12 protein-coding genes and 2 tRNA genes are annotated in these 14625 nt (G+C 32.5%); 8 read left to right on the top strand and 6 right to left on the bottom strand.

The features are described from left to right. Positions 1-24: 24 nt before the first annotated feature. Complete coding sequence (locus tag ABD077_RS13865) at positions 25-1338, top strand: protein NO VEIN domain-containing protein (protein ID WP_343912882.1); 1314 nt, start codon at positions 25-27, stop codon at positions 1336-1338. Between the two features lie 75 nt (positions 1339-1413). Here the strand turns inward: ABD077_RS13865 and ABD077_RS13860 are convergent. Further along, positions 1414-1498 (bottom strand) — tRNA-Ser (locus ABD077_RS13860). Between the two features lie 263 nt (positions 1499-1761). Here ABD077_RS13860 and ABD077_RS13855 point away from each other — a divergent pair. After that, on the top strand, positions 1762-2799 hold the full coding sequence (locus ABD077_RS13855) for a M28 family metallopeptidase (protein WP_343912881.1): 1038 nt from the start codon (positions 1762-1764) through the stop codon (positions 2797-2799). A 79-nt stretch (positions 2800-2878) separates the two neighbouring features. On the opposite strand, the gene ABD077_RS13850 is transcribed toward ABD077_RS13855, so the two are convergent. The 4 genes from ABD077_RS13850 to ABD077_RS13835 form a co-directional block, all read right to left on the bottom strand. After that, a tRNA-His gene (locus ABD077_RS13850) sits at positions 2879-2954 on the bottom strand. Between the two features lie 59 nt (positions 2955-3013). Continuing rightward, positions 3014-3730 (bottom strand): bacillithiol biosynthesis deacetylase BshB1, encoded by a 717-nt coding sequence (bshB1, locus tag ABD077_RS13845; RefSeq protein ID WP_299600296.1) that lies wholly within the window; start codon positions 3728-3730, stop codon positions 3014-3016. A gap of 1 nt (position 3731) precedes the next feature. Beyond that, positions 3732-4901: a trans-sulfuration enzyme family protein gene (locus ABD077_RS13840; RefSeq protein WP_343912880.1), complete on the bottom strand. Its 1170-nt coding sequence runs from the start codon at positions 4899-4901 to the stop codon at positions 3732-3734. 101 nt (positions 4902-5002) lie between these two features. After that, positions 5003-7246: a tetratricopeptide repeat-containing hybrid sensor histidine kinase/response regulator gene (locus tag ABD077_RS13835; RefSeq protein ID WP_343912879.1), complete on the bottom strand. Its 2244-nt coding sequence runs from the start codon at positions 7244-7246 to the stop codon at positions 5003-5005. A gap of 276 nt (positions 7247-7522) precedes the next feature. Between ABD077_RS13835 and ABD077_RS13830 the strand changes: the two genes are divergently transcribed. The 3 genes from ABD077_RS13830 (at position 7523) to ABD077_RS13820 (ending at position 8804) form a co-directional block, all read left to right on the top strand. Next, complete coding sequence (locus ABD077_RS13830; RefSeq protein ID WP_299600304.1) at positions 7523-8161, top strand: peroxiredoxin; 639 nt, start codon at positions 7523-7525, stop codon at positions 8159-8161. Positions 8162-8251: 90 nt separating this feature from the next. Next, complete coding sequence (locus tag ABD077_RS13825; protein WP_343912878.1) at positions 8252-8566, top strand: thioredoxin family protein; 315 nt, start codon at positions 8252-8254, stop codon at positions 8564-8566. Then, positions 8547-8804, top strand: coding sequence for a DUF6952 family protein (locus ABD077_RS13820; protein WP_299600312.1), 258 nt, complete (start codon positions 8547-8549; stop codon positions 8802-8804). The genes ABD077_RS13825 and ABD077_RS13820 overlap by 20 nt, the downstream gene beginning before the upstream one ends. Positions 8805-8920: 116 nt before the next feature. On the opposite strand, the gene ABD077_RS13815 is transcribed toward ABD077_RS13820, so the two are convergent. Further along, positions 8921-11026: a T9SS type A sorting domain-containing protein gene (locus ABD077_RS13815; protein WP_343912877.1), complete on the bottom strand. Its 2106-nt coding sequence runs from the start codon at positions 11024-11026 to the stop codon at positions 8921-8923. A 134-nt stretch (positions 11027-11160) separates the two neighbouring features. Here ABD077_RS13815 and tpx point away from each other — a divergent pair, with 134 nt between their 5' ends. From tpx to ABD077_RS13800, 3 genes are all read left to right on the top strand, one after another. After that, complete coding sequence (gene tpx, locus ABD077_RS13810; protein WP_343912876.1) at positions 11161-11661, top strand: thiol peroxidase; 501 nt, start codon at positions 11161-11163, stop codon at positions 11659-11661. Positions 11662-11669: 8 nt separating this feature from the next. Further along, complete coding sequence (locus tag ABD077_RS13805; protein WP_343912875.1) at positions 11670-12038, top strand: diacylglycerol kinase; 369 nt, start codon at positions 11670-11672, stop codon at positions 12036-12038. Between the two features lie 67 nt (positions 12039-12105). Beyond that, entirely contained in the window at positions 12106-14583 is a 2478-nt protein-coding gene (locus ABD077_RS13800) for an FtsK/SpoIIIE family DNA translocase (protein WP_343912874.1), read from the top strand. Positions 14584-14625: the final 42 nt, after the last annotated feature.

Raw genomic sequence — 14625 nt, 5'->3', positions numbered from 1 at the left:
TAATATTTAAAAACTTAAGGGGAGATGCATATTGATATACTAATTGATGCCTCGGGTAGTATGGGTTATATGAAAGGTGCTGGTAAAGAGCACGAAAACAAATACTTGATTGATGCTAAGTATACAAGGACTGATTTAGTAAAGTCGATTTTAATTAATCATTTAATTCCCAAAATAAGCTATTGTACTTCTCTTCAAATTGATAGATTTAGAAATTTAAAAAAGCGTGATATTAATGGTAATCCTATAATTAAGAATAAAAAGTACTTAGAATACCCAAAAAATATAAATCATTATAAGGGCAATTATAATAGAGATTTAATAGTCCAAAAAATTAATACTATTCCAAATCCAGAGCCAGGAGGCACACCATTGCGTTGGTCTTTATTAAATAAAATACATAATTTATCATCTAATAAATCTAATATCATTGTAATTACAGATGGTGATGGTTATTTGGATTCAAAAACAGATACTGATTGGCATAATGCTGTGTATAAAAGAATAATTGATTCAAAAAGGGATATAAAGATTCACATTATAGGTATTGCACAAGGTGATGTTGCGAAAACTAAATCAAAAGAATTATGTATTAGAACTAAAGGTGTTTATATAAATTTAGATTCCATTAATTATGATGCTTCAAAACTAGATGGTCTATTATTTACTATAAAATCTAATATAACTTCGCAAGTAATTAAAGAACAAATTGAGTTATTGCCAACTAATTCGATTGTAGTTGAAGAAGACGGCGAAAGTAAATCTGTGGATTTAGCAAAAAAAGAAGAAAAGTTTTTTAATAGTAATTTAGAAGAGCGTGTTGAAAAGAACACTCAATCGTTATTGCTTATTTCTAACCAATTGGATAACATAATTAAACTTCTGAAATCTAATGAATCTGTTGGAGAGCAAGAAATTACTGATCTGGCCGAAAATGAAGAATATAATAATAGAATTGGTCGTAAAGCAGAAAAGTATCTGTATACTGAATTATTAAAGAAAAATTGGGAGAAAGTTGTATGGGTGAATGAAGAAACAGAACAATTTTTACCCTATGATTTTAAAGTCTCAAACAAAGGTAAAATTCTTTATTACGAGTGCAAAGGTACAGCATCAGATAGCAAAGAGTTTCTATTAACAAAACGTGAATGGCAATTCTATTTAGAAAATAGAAATAACTACAGACTCTGTTTTGTTTCTAATGTTAATTTAGAACCAAGCTACGTTAGATTTATGGATTTGATAAATGATATGGAACAAAGTAAATTGTTACCCTGCTCATCTATAAATAAAAAAGTCAAAGCTAACAGGATAATATTTCAAATATTAAATACTTAATTTGGATGAATTGTCAACGATTTTGTCAACTAAAAAATAAAAGCCTTGTAAATCAAAAGATTACAAGGCTTTTTGCGGAGAAAGAGGGATTCGAACCCCCGGAGGTGTGACCCTCAACAGTTTTCAAGACTGCCGCATTCGACCACTCTGCCATTTCTCCAGTGTTTAGTCTCATCAGGTATTCCCTGAATGCGGGTGCAAATATAACAACCTTTTTTAAATCTATAAAAGTTTTTTTAAATAAATTTTGAAGGATTTTTTATGAAATAAGCCATAACAAATAAGTTGATATCTACCGATATGATTAGATGGCGATTACATCTGACTATATAAAAAACCAATAAAAATATAAACAGATGAAAACATTCATAAAATCATCTGCAGCTAAATCAGTATATTGCGTAGTGTTATAAAAAGAAATAAATGAGAAGTATTTTAATCGCTATTCTAGGCTTAGTATTTTTGTATTCTTGTGGAAGCTCACAAAAATCATCTAACAAGCCTGGTAATAACAAAAAAGCAGATATCATATCGTATGCAGAGACAATAACTTCAGAGGAACTTCAGAAGTATTTATACAAATTTGCAGGGGATGAATTTGAAGGTAGAGATACAGGAGAACCTGGGCAAAAGAGGGCGGCAGAGTATTTAAAAGAGCAGTATATTAGAATGGGAATTCCTTCTCCACTTGGAGGAGAAGATTATTTCCAGGAAATAGATGAAAGTTATTTTAGAGGAAGAATTAAATCATCTGAAAATGTTTTAGCGTATATAAAAGGAACTGAAAAGCCTGATGAAATAGTAGTAATTTCTGCACATTATGATCATGTAGGGGTCGATTCTAATGGAAATATATATAATGGAGCTGATGACGATGGATCAGGTACTGTAAGTATTTTGGAAATAGCTCAGGCTTTTGCGAAAGCAGCAAAGGACGGTTATGGTCCCAAAAGAACTATATTATTCTTGCATGTAACAGGAGAGGAAAAAGGGTTGTACGGATCTAGCTATTATACCGAGAATCCAGTTTTTCCACTAGAAAAGACTGTTGCTAATCTTAATATCGATATGATTGGTCGAATTGATGAAAATCATAAGAGTCCAGAAAAGAATAATTATATCTATTTAATAGGTAGTGATAGGTTGAGTACAGAGTTACATAATTTAAGTGAAGAAATAAATAAGGAGTTTACTCAATTAGACCTAGACTATACCTATAACGCTAAGGATGATCCGAATAGATTTTATTACCGAAGTGATCATTATAATTTTGCAAAGAATAATATTCCTATCATCTTTTATTTTAATGGTGTTCATGAGGATTATCACGAGCCAACGGATACGGCAGACAAAATAGAATACGATCTGATGACAAAACGGGCTAAACTAATTTTTTATACAGCCTGGGAGATTGCTAATAAAGAAGAAAGATTAATTGTTGATGGTATTGGCAAAGAATAGAATCAGGAAAAGCTAAGTCTTACGATATGTGATATAAAACGAAAAAGACTCCGTAGTTACGGAGTCTTTCTTTTTAAAAGGGTGGAAGATCGGTCTCGAACCGACGACCTCCTGAACCACAATCAGGCGCTCTAACCAACTGAGCTACAACCACCATTTAATTTCGGCTGCAAAAATAAGGTATTTCTTTGTTTCTGCAAAGAAAAAAATGAAATTATATAAGGTCAAATATGGAATCTACTGCGGCATAGCGTTCTACGGTATAACCTTCTGCATGATCTACTCCGATGATTCTACCTAAATCAGCAGCTCTATAGCGAATACTTTCCATAAAATTCCTACTAGAAATTGGAGTAGAAGGCGCTTTGCTGTCTGCATCATAAAACTGAGTTTTATAGGCCATTACACTTTCCATTTTTTTATCTAAATATCCAGTGATATCTACTACAAAATCTGGTTCCAATATTTTCCATTGGATATAGTGATATACTTTTTTAGGTCTCCAAGCATCTTGCTTCGTTCCTTCTAAAGATGTTTCTATTTTGCGTAATCCTGATAAAAAGCACGAATCACTAACTAATTTACTTCCTTTACCATGATCTATATGACGATCATCAATAGCATTGCAAAGCACTATTTCTGGTTGGTACTTACGTATGATTTGGATAATAGCAAGTTGATGTGCTTCATCATTTTTAAAAAAACCATCTCTAAACCCTAGATTTTCTCGAACAGTTACTCCTAGAATTTCTGCAGCATCTTTTGCTTCTTGATCTCTAGTTTCTGGAGTTCCTCGAGTTCCTAGTTCTCCACGAGTAAGATCTAGAATACCTACTTTTTTACCATGATCAATTTCTTTAGCAAGTGTTCCTGAGCAACTTAGTTCTACATCATCAGGATGCGCTCCAATAGCTAGTATGTCTAGTTTCATATTAGTGTTCTAATTCTAAGACTTTAATTTTTTGAAGTGCTTGTTCAATATCCATCATCAAATCTTCTTTTTCTTCAATACCAACACTAAACCTAAGCAATCCATCATTTATTCCTTGGTGCTTTCTTTCTTCTGCAGTTAATAGGGCATGAGAAGTTAATGTAGGAGAGAGTATGGTACTTTCTACTCCCGCAAGACTCATGGAACTTTTTATAAGCTTTAGTTCTTTCTGAAATTTACTAGCATCTAACCCTTCTTTTAATTCAAATGATAGCATTCCCCCAAATCCTTTCATCTGTCTTTTTGCTATTTCATAGTCGGGGTGCGATTTTAAACCAGGATAATATACCGCTTGGATATCGTCATGTTTTTCTAACCATTTGGCTAGTTTTTTTGCGTTTTTATTTTGTTGTCTTACCCGAAGTCCTAAAGTCTTTATACTTCTTTCTAACATCCATACCGTAAAATCACTTAAACTTCCGCCAAGATTCTTAGCTAACTGAAAAATTTGTTCGATATTTTTTTCGGAAGAAACTACGGCTCCAGCAAGAATATCGCTATGTCCTCCTAAATATTTTGTAGCAGAATGAATTACAATGTCGATGCCTAATTCTATAGGGTTTTGATTAACAGGAGAAGCGAACGTATTGTCTATCATCGTAATAATACCCTTTTCCTTTGCTAGTGATGCTATTGCTTTTATGTCAGTTATGGTTAATAATGGGTTAGAAGGAGTTTCTATATAAATTACTTTAGTGTTGTCTTGGATTTTTTCTTCGAACCCTGTCACATCCTGACTATCTACATAAGAGTATTCAATACCATATTTGCTAAATTCTTCATTAACCAAATTAGCAGTACCTCCATAAAGTGTTCTTTGTAATACGATATGATCGTCCTTTCCTAAAAAAGCAAGTAAAGCAGTACTAATAGCTGCCATTCCGCTTCCGAAAATAAGTGATTCCTCGCCTTTTTCAAGTTTTGCAATTTTTTTACAAAGCGCTTCTTGATTTGGAGTATTAAAATAACGCGGATATCTTTTAATATCTACATCTTCAAAAGCGTAAGATGTAGAGAGGTAAATAGGAGAAATTGCTCCTTTGAATTGTTTATCTTCTATTTCTCCCACATGGGTACAAATAGTATTAAAACCAGTGTCTTTTGAGTTCATGTTAGTGTTCTAAGCTTAAATTGAGCTCTAAAAATACTATATAAAAGATTAAGGAGAATAAGCTTTAACAGAATAAATTAATAAATAAGAAAGAACTAGAATTAATTGATGTATTTCACTTTGGAAATGTTCTTCATTATTGTTTGGAAGAATTGCTGCGTATCATAAGGTTTGATAATCACGTCATTCATGCCTACAGATAAAGCTTGATCTCTAATCTCACCTTCTTCAACTGCAGTAAGTGCTATGATTGGGATATGGGTATTAAAAGTTCTAATTACTGTAGTAGCATCTAAACCATTCATTTCAGGCATGTTTATGTCCATAAGGACTAGGTCAAATGCATTGGTTTTAACCATCTCGATAGCTTTCATTCCATTGCTTGCCAAATCACAGGTATATCCTTTTTTCTTAAGAATGTTTTGAGTAACGATTTGATTAATTTTATTGTCATCAACAATAAGAATATTAAAATTGGTAGTTCCAATACTGATACTTTCTCCAGTTTGAGAAGAGATATCTTGCTCTTTTACCGCTTTTTCATACACTAAATCAAATGTAAATTCGGAGCCTACACCTTCTTCACTATCAATAAAAATTTCACTCTTATGCAGATGGATAAGCTTTTTCACGATCGCTAGTCCTAGACCTGTTCCTTCGTATTCTTGATTTTCATTTTTTACTTGAGCAAAATTTTCAAAAATGGTTGCTTGCTTGCTTTTCGGGATTCCAATACCGTCGTCTTTAATGATAAAACGTAAATTGTAATTATCGCCTTCAGATGCTTGGCTTTTTACCTTGATCCAGATATTTCCATTATTGGTAAACTTTAATGCGTTACCAATCAGATTTATTAATATTTGAGATAGTCTTACAGAATCACCTAGTAATGTAGTTTTAATATTTCTATCAATATCAATATGAACTGTATTATTATTGTTCTTTTGTTTAGAATGTAGTGAGTTTACGATTCCTTCAATTAAAGATCTAAGATCAAAAGAAACTTTTTCTAGTTTTACTTCATTAGTTTCTATCTTACTTAATTGGAGTACATCATTTATTAGCGCAAGCAAATAATCTCCAGAAAACTTTAAAGATTCTAAATATTCATTTTTCTTCTTTTCTTCTGGATTTTCCATAAGCAATGAAGTAAGACCAATTACCCCATAAAGTGGTGTTCTTAGTTCATGACTTACAGTAGAGATAAATTGAGACTTTAGTGTAGAAACTTGTTCCGCAGTTTCCTTTGCGTTAACCAACTCCTTATTTTTCTCTATAAGGTCGTTATTCAGCTTTTTCTTTTGTAAATTATTTTTGTAAGAACTAATTAAGAAAGCCAGAGAAATTAGTATTAATACTACACCAAGTATAGTAATGATTTGCCATTTGATTTCTTTAGAGTAGTTTTTAGCGTCTTTTTCATCAGCTTTTTTAACCTTATCTTTCATTTGATTTACATCAAACTCAATTTCAGCTTTGATCAATTCTATTTTTCTGGTTATCTCTTCTGCTTTGGATAGATTGTTGTAATGTTTTTCCAAATACGGAATAGCCTTTTCAAATTCTTTTTTAGCTCTATAAACCCTATGTTTAGTATAATATGCTGTGGCTAGTTCTTGGTAAGAATTAGAAATTACTAATTCGTTGTTTTCAATATTATTTATTTCACTACTGGCGTAAGATACTGCATTATCAATGTGTTCATCGGCTCTTTCATACCTTCGTACCCTTAGGAAATATTTTCCTAATAAATTACTTAGTTTAATTTTTTCACTTGGAGCTAAATCAAAATCAGAACCTATTAATGCTCTAACCTTTGTTAGATATTTGTCGCTAGTTTGGTAATCTCTATTATCTATATAATGTTCTGCAAGTTTTAACCAAGGTTTAATAATCTTTGTAGTATCCTTAATCTCTTTAGCTATTCTAGAACTCGATTCGAGGCGATTGATACCATTTTGTACAGTATTATCGTTTTTTAGATATATTTTACCAAGATTATAAGTTATTTTCGCTTGTACTTCTTTACTTTTTGAAGTAGATGCATAGGTTATAGCAGTTATATAATTGGTAATTGCTTCGCTATCTTGGCTATTTAGCTCATGTATTTTTCCAATTAGAAAACGTATTTTTGCTCTACTTCTATCGTCATTATTGTAGGTAGCACTCTTTAAAGCAATTTGTACTTTTTCTAAAGCTTGTTGATACTTAAATTCTTCTAAGAATACTTCGGCTTGTTCTATATGTATTTGGATACTATCTCTATCTAGAGATGATTGCGCCAATGTATTTATGGAAATACAAGTAAAAAATAAATAGATTGTATGTTTTATAAAGTTCTTCAACTTTTTGGTTTAGAGGCTAATTATATGAAGCGAAAATACAAAAATAGATCTAACAATGTGCAAATCATCGTATAAAAAGAACAATTTATCCGTAATTTATGTAAGGTATTTTATTTTTTTGTAAGAATTTTTGAAGTATTATTCTGAGGATACTTAAGTATTAGAAAAAATTATGTTAATATAAGAAAATCTAATTATTGTATTCTTTATATATGTATATGCAGCGTATATTTGCCACTTCAAAAATTAATTAATTACTTTTTAAATTAACAAAAAATGGCATTTGTAGGTAAAAAATTCCCAGATCTTAACGTTGACGCAATGAATGAAATGGGAGATACTTTCAAACTAAATGTATTGGAAGAAGCAAAAAATAACAACAAAAAAGTACTTTTATTCTGGTATCCTAAAGATTTCACTTTTGTTTGCCCAACAGAATTGCACGCGTTTCAAGAGGCACTAGTAGAATTCGAAAAAAGAAACACGATTGTAATCGGTGCTTCTTGTGATACTCCCGAAGTGCATTTTGCTTGGTTAAATACTTCAAAAGATAATGGTGGTATCGAAGGAGTAACGTATCCTATATTAGCAGATTCTAATCGTAATCTTGCTAGCACATTAGGGATCTTAGATATTACTAACGAAACTTATAACGAAGAAACTGGTGTTGTAACAGTAGAAGGAGATAACGTAACATATAGAGCTACTTATTTGATTGATGAAGAAGGAACTGTTTTCCACGAAGGGATCAATCATATGCCAGTAGGAAGAAATGTGGCAGAGTTTTTAAGATTAATTGATGCTTACGCGCACGTGCAGAAAAACGGGGAAGTGTGTCCTGCAAATTGGGAAGAAGGTAAAGAAGCAATGTCTGCAAATAGAGACGGAGTAGCTTCTTATTTAGCTTCTCACTAAAAATTCAGATCAATATAGTGTTATAAGAAACTTCTCTAACTACTAAAAGTATCTAAGAGAAGTTTCTTTTTTATCAAAAAAAAATAGATTATGATTCAAGAATTAACAACAGATAATCTTTCTGAATTAGTACAAGCTAATGAAAAAGTTATCGTTCAGTATTCTGCTACTTGGTGTGGTAATTGTAGAATTATGAAGCCAAAATTTAAAAAATTAGCTTCTGAAAATGAAGATGCAACTTTTGTAATTGTTGATGCAGAAAAGAATCCAGAATCCAGAAAAATGGCCACGGTAGATAATCTACCAACTTTTGCTACTTTTAAAAATGGAGGTTTTGTGAATCAGGTACAGACTAATAAGTTTGAAGTTTTAAAAGATTTAGTGAATGAAGTTACCAATAATTAAACATTTAACGTCTTTTATAGAGGAAAATGATGAAGATTTTGTTGTTGAGGCAATAGAAACTTTAGAGGCACTCACAGAAGTTCCTTCTTTAAAGGATGAGGAGCTAGATGTAATCGGAGAGCTTATTTCTAATATGTACGGTGCCATTGAAGTAAATAAAATGGTAAAGGAAGGCACTCCAAAAAAGGAAGCCTTAAATGGTTTTATGCAACGAGTTATGGGATCCATCGATACTTAAAAGATTCCTAATTATATGTACACAAAGGAGTATACACTATAAAAAAACCGAAACAATATTGTTTCGGTTTTTTTATAAAATACTTTTTGCAGATTTTAATTTGATATTACTTACGCTTAATTCTTAATGAATTTTAAGTTTCCTTTTTTACCTTCAAAAGATCCAAAATATACTCCTTTAGGAAGTTGAGCGATGTTGATATTTGTAACTTTTTGCGAAATAGATACCGTCATAATCTTTTGCCCAACTAAATTATGAATGATTAAAGTTTCTTTAGTATCGAAATCTCCTTGTAGTATAATATTTTCATTTGCAGGTATTGGATATAAAACAATTTTAGATTGTTCTATAAAATCATCTGTTCCTAGTACATTGTCCACAGTTAAATTAAAAGTACAAGATGCCGAAGTTGTTCCTGTAGCTGTTAAAGTTATGGTGTGAACTCCTTGAGGTAACGTAGACCCTATTGCTGGATCCTGAGTAATCGTTGCATTACAACCAGTATTGATGGCATTAGCCATAGAGGTAAAATCTTCAACAATATAATTAGAGTTTCCAGAATTTACAGAAACCGTTTGGTCTCCGGGGCAGTTTACCACCAAGTTAATAGCTGGCATATTATAACCTGTATTTGTAAATTCTGTGGTAAAAACATTAACGTCACTACAATCATATCCCATATCTATAGCAGCTTGTCTTACAGCTATGGCGGCATTTTCTTGATTGGTAGCACTGTTAGTCATTGCTAATCCTTCTAAAAATGCTTTATCTGTTTTCTCTCTTCCAATAATATCGTATATTCTCATTAATGAAGTAGCCCATATTTGACCATCTCTATGGATACTCCCAGAAAGATCTCCAGGAAAGTTGGCATTGTAATTTGTGGATCTACCTGGCCAGAATTCATTATTCCCATCCCATCCAAAAACAAAGTGATAAGATGCTTCTGAAGATTGCCATTGTCCTAGACTTCTTTTGTAAGATTGTGCCCAATAATCACCACAACCTTCGCTCAATCCGTTTACTTGAGATAATGAACCATTGGTTAGCCAGTCATGTAGTCCATGACCTAATTCATGAAGAATAACGTCGGCATCTTCAGCATCGTCTACGCCACCTTCACCAAAATTTAATTGACCACCACCATAGGATGAGTTGTCAGCACCATTGAAACTACTTGGATCATATTCTAAAACGCCATTATTAAATAAAGAAACTAAATTGATACCAAGCGTTTCATTAATATAACGCAAACTTTTGTCAAGATGATAATAACAGTTTACAGCTTCAAAAGCATCATCACTTCTATTAAAATTAAAATCTGATGTTGCTTGAGTAAATAAACCTTTGGAAGGACCTTGAATATCTACTATTTCTACATAAGGACCTTGTAGTCTGTAAACACCATTAGCAAAGGTAATATCTCTTAAAACAACAGAAGATCTTGCAGCATCAAGTTCAGCGTTAGTGGCATCATTGTTATCTGAGAAGTTTCCTCCATACGTCTGACCACTTACAGATAATGGATCTGGGTCAAATACCATTCCTGTTCCATCAACTTTCATGGCAATTGCTTCATTTTCGAATTCATGTATAAGCTTTTTTGATACGGTTTTTGGTTTTTGGGTGTTTTTTTTCAGTGCGGTAGATTTTCTTCTTTCTTTATTTCTTATTTTGAAATTATGCTCTATATCAATATTCTTTGATTCAATTATCTCGCCTGTAGTTGCATCGACAATTACCTGCCAATATCCAATAGGAGTAGTTGCTCTAATCTTATTTACATAAACAAGTTTGGTAGTGCCCGTTTTGTTGTATACGTATAGTTTGGATTCCTCTCTGGAAAAATAACCATCGGCTTTAATGTGTCTTTTAGCAATATCTAAAGCTGATGTTTTAAGAACAGCTGGTGCGGTATTGATCTTAACAATATTCTCATTAGAATTATCTTCGACATGAGTTACTTGATTTTTATTAGATACATGAATTGTTAGTTCTGTATCGAAAACAGGAATTCCATTAATAGTCTGTTGATATCGCATTGTATGACCTGATAATCCTTTTCTCGAAGCTTTAAGCATTAGATTTTCATCAGAATTAGTTTTTAGATTGCTTTTGTTTTTAGAGATCCATTCTCGTGCTATTTGATCTGGAGTTTGTTGAGCATTTGAAAAATAGGTTAATAGTAAGAGGGTGATGGTTGTAATGATATTTTTTCTCATGACGATTAAGGTTTGTTTATTTTTAAAACATTTATTCTCTTTAAAACCCTAAAAATTTTTTTATTTCTTGGTTAATGTGTAAACTTGAAGTAGAAATAAATCGGCTTAAATCTAAAGTTAAAAACACATAAAAAATGGCTACAATCACATTAGGAGGAAACGAGATACATACCAGTGGTGAACTTCCAAAAGTAGGAGAGAAAGCTCCGGATTTTGCATTGGTTAATACTGATTTATCAGTAGCAAAATTATCAGATTATGAAGGATCTAGAGTAGTACTTAATGTTTTTCCTTCGATAGACACAGATGTATGTGCTACATCGGTAAGACAATTTAATCAACAAGCTAGTCAATTAGAGAATACTAAGGTACTGTGTATTTCTAAAGATTTACCTTTTGCACAAAAAAGATTTTGTGGAGCAGAAGGATTAGAAGGAGTAATCAATCAATCTGATTTTAGAGAAGGTCAATTTGGCAAAGATTATGGTTTAGAAATCGTTGATGGTCCTTTACAAGGGTTACACTCTAGAGCGGTTATAGTGCTTGATGAAAAAGGGACTGTGATGTATACAGAACAAGTTCCGGAGATTGCTCAGGAGCCTAATTATGAAAATGCACTAAAAACATTGGCATAATTAGCTATATGAGTAATTTCTCAAAGTTTATACTTGGCAGAATAAGAGGTTGTGGATATGCATTAAAAGGTGCATTGATATTGATTAAAACAGAACCAAGTATTCAGGTACAGGCTGTCATAGCAATTATTATGACAGCCTTAGGTTTTTATATGAATATTACAGCTACTGAATGGATATTACAAACTTTTGCGATTGGATTGGTCATGAGTATTGAAGGATTAAATACCACGGTAGAAGCAATCGCAGACTTTATTCATCCGGATTTTCACAATAAGATAGGTTTTATTAAAGATATCGCAGCTGGAGCTGTTTTTATTGCAGCGATTACGGCAGTAATTATTGGAGGTATCATCTATATACCTTACTTGTCATAGAAAATTTTTTTTCCATTTTTACGTTCCAATATAGATATTCGTATTTTTGCGATAACATATCCAAAAAATGGCAAAAAAAAAGGCAACAACAAAAAGAAAAACCACTAAAAAAACTAAAACTCCTCTAAAAGAAAGACTTTTATTGTCTAGACAACAAAAGGTTATTTTGGGAAGTTTTTTGTTCTTTTTAGGTATCGCATTATTCTTTTCTTTTATTTCATTTTTCTTCAATTGGAAAATAGACCAGAGTGAAATTTCTCAGTTCCCTAACAGAACGGCATCTGCGAAAAATTGGCTCAGTATTTCTGGGGCTAAGGTTAGTGACTTTTTTATTTTTAGAGGTTTTGGAATATCAGCCTTAATATTACCCGTTTTAATTTCGTTAACAGGAGTTTACTTATTTTTTGATTTAAACAGAAAAAAGCTAGCAGGTTTCTGGTTTTGGGGAACTTTGGTAATGCTTTGGATATCTGTGGTTTTTGGTTTTGTACAAAAAGAAAGCGGTCTATTCGCTGGAGTAATAGGTTATGAAGTAAATGATTTTATGCAGGATTATATTGGGTTTATTGGAACCGTTTTGGTACTGGCATTTTTTGCAATAGTATATATTGTAGTTCGTTTACGATATACGCCAGAAAAGATATCGGCGTCCTTAAAGAAAACTCAAACTGAAATCACGAAGGATTATCAGGCAGCTAAAAAATTGAATGGAGCAAAAAAAGTAAAGACAGAGGAAAAGCCAGTAGTCGAAGAAAAAGAAGAATTATCAATTGGTGAGACGCAAGATTTATCGATCGAGAAGCCTTTAGTTAATGCTAATGTATCTCAATCAACGCAAGTCCTGGATAAAGCAAATACATCTGGTAAAACAACTGTCAATGAATTCTATGGCAATCCTGATAATCAGTCTAACGAAATTCCAGAGAAGTTAATCATAAAATCTGATGATAATCCGGAAGATATTGCGATGGAAGTTGAAACTGTGGTTGAAGAAGAAGAGGTAGAAAACCTTAGTGCAAAGCTGGTAAAAGATTTTGGAGAGTTCGATCCAAAGTTAGAGTTAGGAAATTTTAAATTTCCAACTATAGAATTACTAAAAGATTACTCTGCACAGAATGGTGGTATTACAATAGATCAGGGTGAATTAGAAGAAAATAAGAACCGAATTGTAGAAACGCTTAAGAACTATAAAATAGAAATAGCTCAGATTAAGGCAACTGTAGGACCTACAGTAACACTATATGAAATTGTACCTGAAGCTGGTATTCGTATTTCTAAAATCAAAAATTTAGAGGACGATATTGCACTTTCGTTAGCAGCATTAGGAATTAGAATTATAGCACCAATACCAGGGAAAGGAACTATCGGAATCGAAGTGCCTAATAAAAAATCTACCATTGTATCTATGAGGTCGGCAATTGCTTCTTCTAAATTTCAAGGAGCAGAAATGGAATTACCACTATCATTGGGGAAAACAATTTCAAATGAGACTTTTGTGGTTGATTTGGCTAAAATGCCCCACTTATTAATGGCAGGAGCAACGGGACAAGGAAAATCCGTTGGACTAAATGCTATTTTAACTTCCTTACTTTATAAAAAACATCCCGCAGAAGTAAAGTTTGTATTGGTGGATCCTAAAAAGGTAGAGCTTACGCTATTTAATAAAATAGAAAGACACTATTTAGCTAAATTACCCGATGCTGAGGAAGCTATCATTACGGATAATAATAAGGTGATCAATACGCTTAACTCTTTGTGTATTGAAATGGATTCACGTTATGACTTGTTGAAAAATGCAATGGTTCGTAATATCAAAGAATATAATGCAAAATTTAAAGCAAGAAAACTAAATCCAGAAAATGGACATAAGTTTCTACCCTACATCGTATTAGTTGTGGATGAGTTTGCAGATCTTATCATGACAGCAGGAAAAGAAGTAGAGACACCTATTGCTAGATTAGCACAGTTAGCCCGAGCGATTGGAATACATTTGATCATTGCTACACAACGACCATCTGTAAACGTAATTACAGGTATGATTAAAGCAAATTTTCCGGCTCGAATTGCATTTAGAGTTACCTCAAAAATCGATTCTCGAACAATTTTAGATTCAGGAGGAGCGGATCAATTAATTGGTAGAGGAGATATGTTATATACGCAAGGTAATGATTTGGTTAGGATACAGTGCGCCTTTGTAGATACACCAGAAGTGGAACGCATCACAGAGTATATTGGTAGTCAAAAAGCATATCCCGAAGCACATTTATTACCAGAGTATTCCGGAGAAGAAAGTGGCACAAGTCTTGATATAGATGTAAAAGATCGCGATAAGCTTTTTAATGAAGCTGCAGAAGTTATTGTCACAGCACAACAAGGTTCGGCGTCTTTATTACAAAGGAAACTAAAATTAGGGTATAATAGAGCAGGAAGATTGATTGATCAATTAGAAGCTGCTGGAATTGTTGGACCTTTCGAAGGAAGTAAAGCGAGACAAGTTTTAGTTACAGATTTGGTCGCTCTAAAACAATTATTAGACGCTGAGTAAAACTTAGTAATGATTTAAATTTAAACTACACAAAGATTACAG

The organism is Aquimarina litoralis (assembly GCF_039523995.1).
In the GTDB taxonomy this organism is placed as follows: domain Bacteria; phylum Bacteroidota; class Bacteroidia; order Flavobacteriales; family Flavobacteriaceae; genus Aquimarina; species Aquimarina litoralis.
Note: the sequence above shows the minus strand (reverse complement) of the source record. Positions and strands in the feature narration are given on the sequence as shown.

Bases quoted from the DNA above. Each gene is read 5' to 3' on its own strand.
- ABD077_RS13865 (WP_343912882.1), top strand. From the start codon at position 25: ATGCATATTGATATACTAATTGATGCCTCGGGTAGTATGGGTTATATG.
- ABD077_RS13855 (WP_343912881.1), top strand. From the start codon at position 1,762: ATGAGAAGTATTTTAATCGCTATTCTAGGCTTAGTATTTTTGTATTCT.
- bshB1 (WP_299600296.1), bottom strand. From the start codon at position 3,730: ATGAAACTAGACATACTAGCTATTGGAGCGCATCCTGATGATGTAGAA.
- ABD077_RS13840 (WP_343912880.1), bottom strand. From the start codon at position 4,901: ATGAACTCAAAAGACACTGGTTTTAATACTATTTGTACCCATGTGGGA.
- ABD077_RS13830 (WP_299600304.1), top strand. From the start codon at position 7,523: ATGGCATTTGTAGGTAAAAAATTCCCAGATCTTAACGTTGACGCAATG.
- ABD077_RS13825 (WP_343912878.1), top strand. From the start codon at position 8,252: ATGATTCAAGAATTAACAACAGATAATCTTTCTGAATTAGTACAAGCT.
- ABD077_RS13820 (WP_299600312.1), top strand. From the start codon at position 8,547: ATGAAGTTACCAATAATTAAACATTTAACGTCTTTTATAGAGGAAAAT.
- ABD077_RS13815 (WP_343912877.1), bottom strand. From the start codon at position 11,026: ATGAGAAAAAATATCATTACAACCATCACCCTCTTACTATTAACCTAT.
- tpx (WP_343912876.1), top strand. From the start codon at position 11,161: ATGGCTACAATCACATTAGGAGGAAACGAGATACATACCAGTGGTGAA.
- ABD077_RS13805 (WP_343912875.1), top strand. From the start codon at position 11,670: ATGAGTAATTTCTCAAAGTTTATACTTGGCAGAATAAGAGGTTGTGGA.
- ABD077_RS13800 (WP_343912874.1), top strand. From the start codon at position 12,106: ATGGCAAAAAAAAAGGCAACAACAAAAAGAAAAACCACTAAAAAAACT.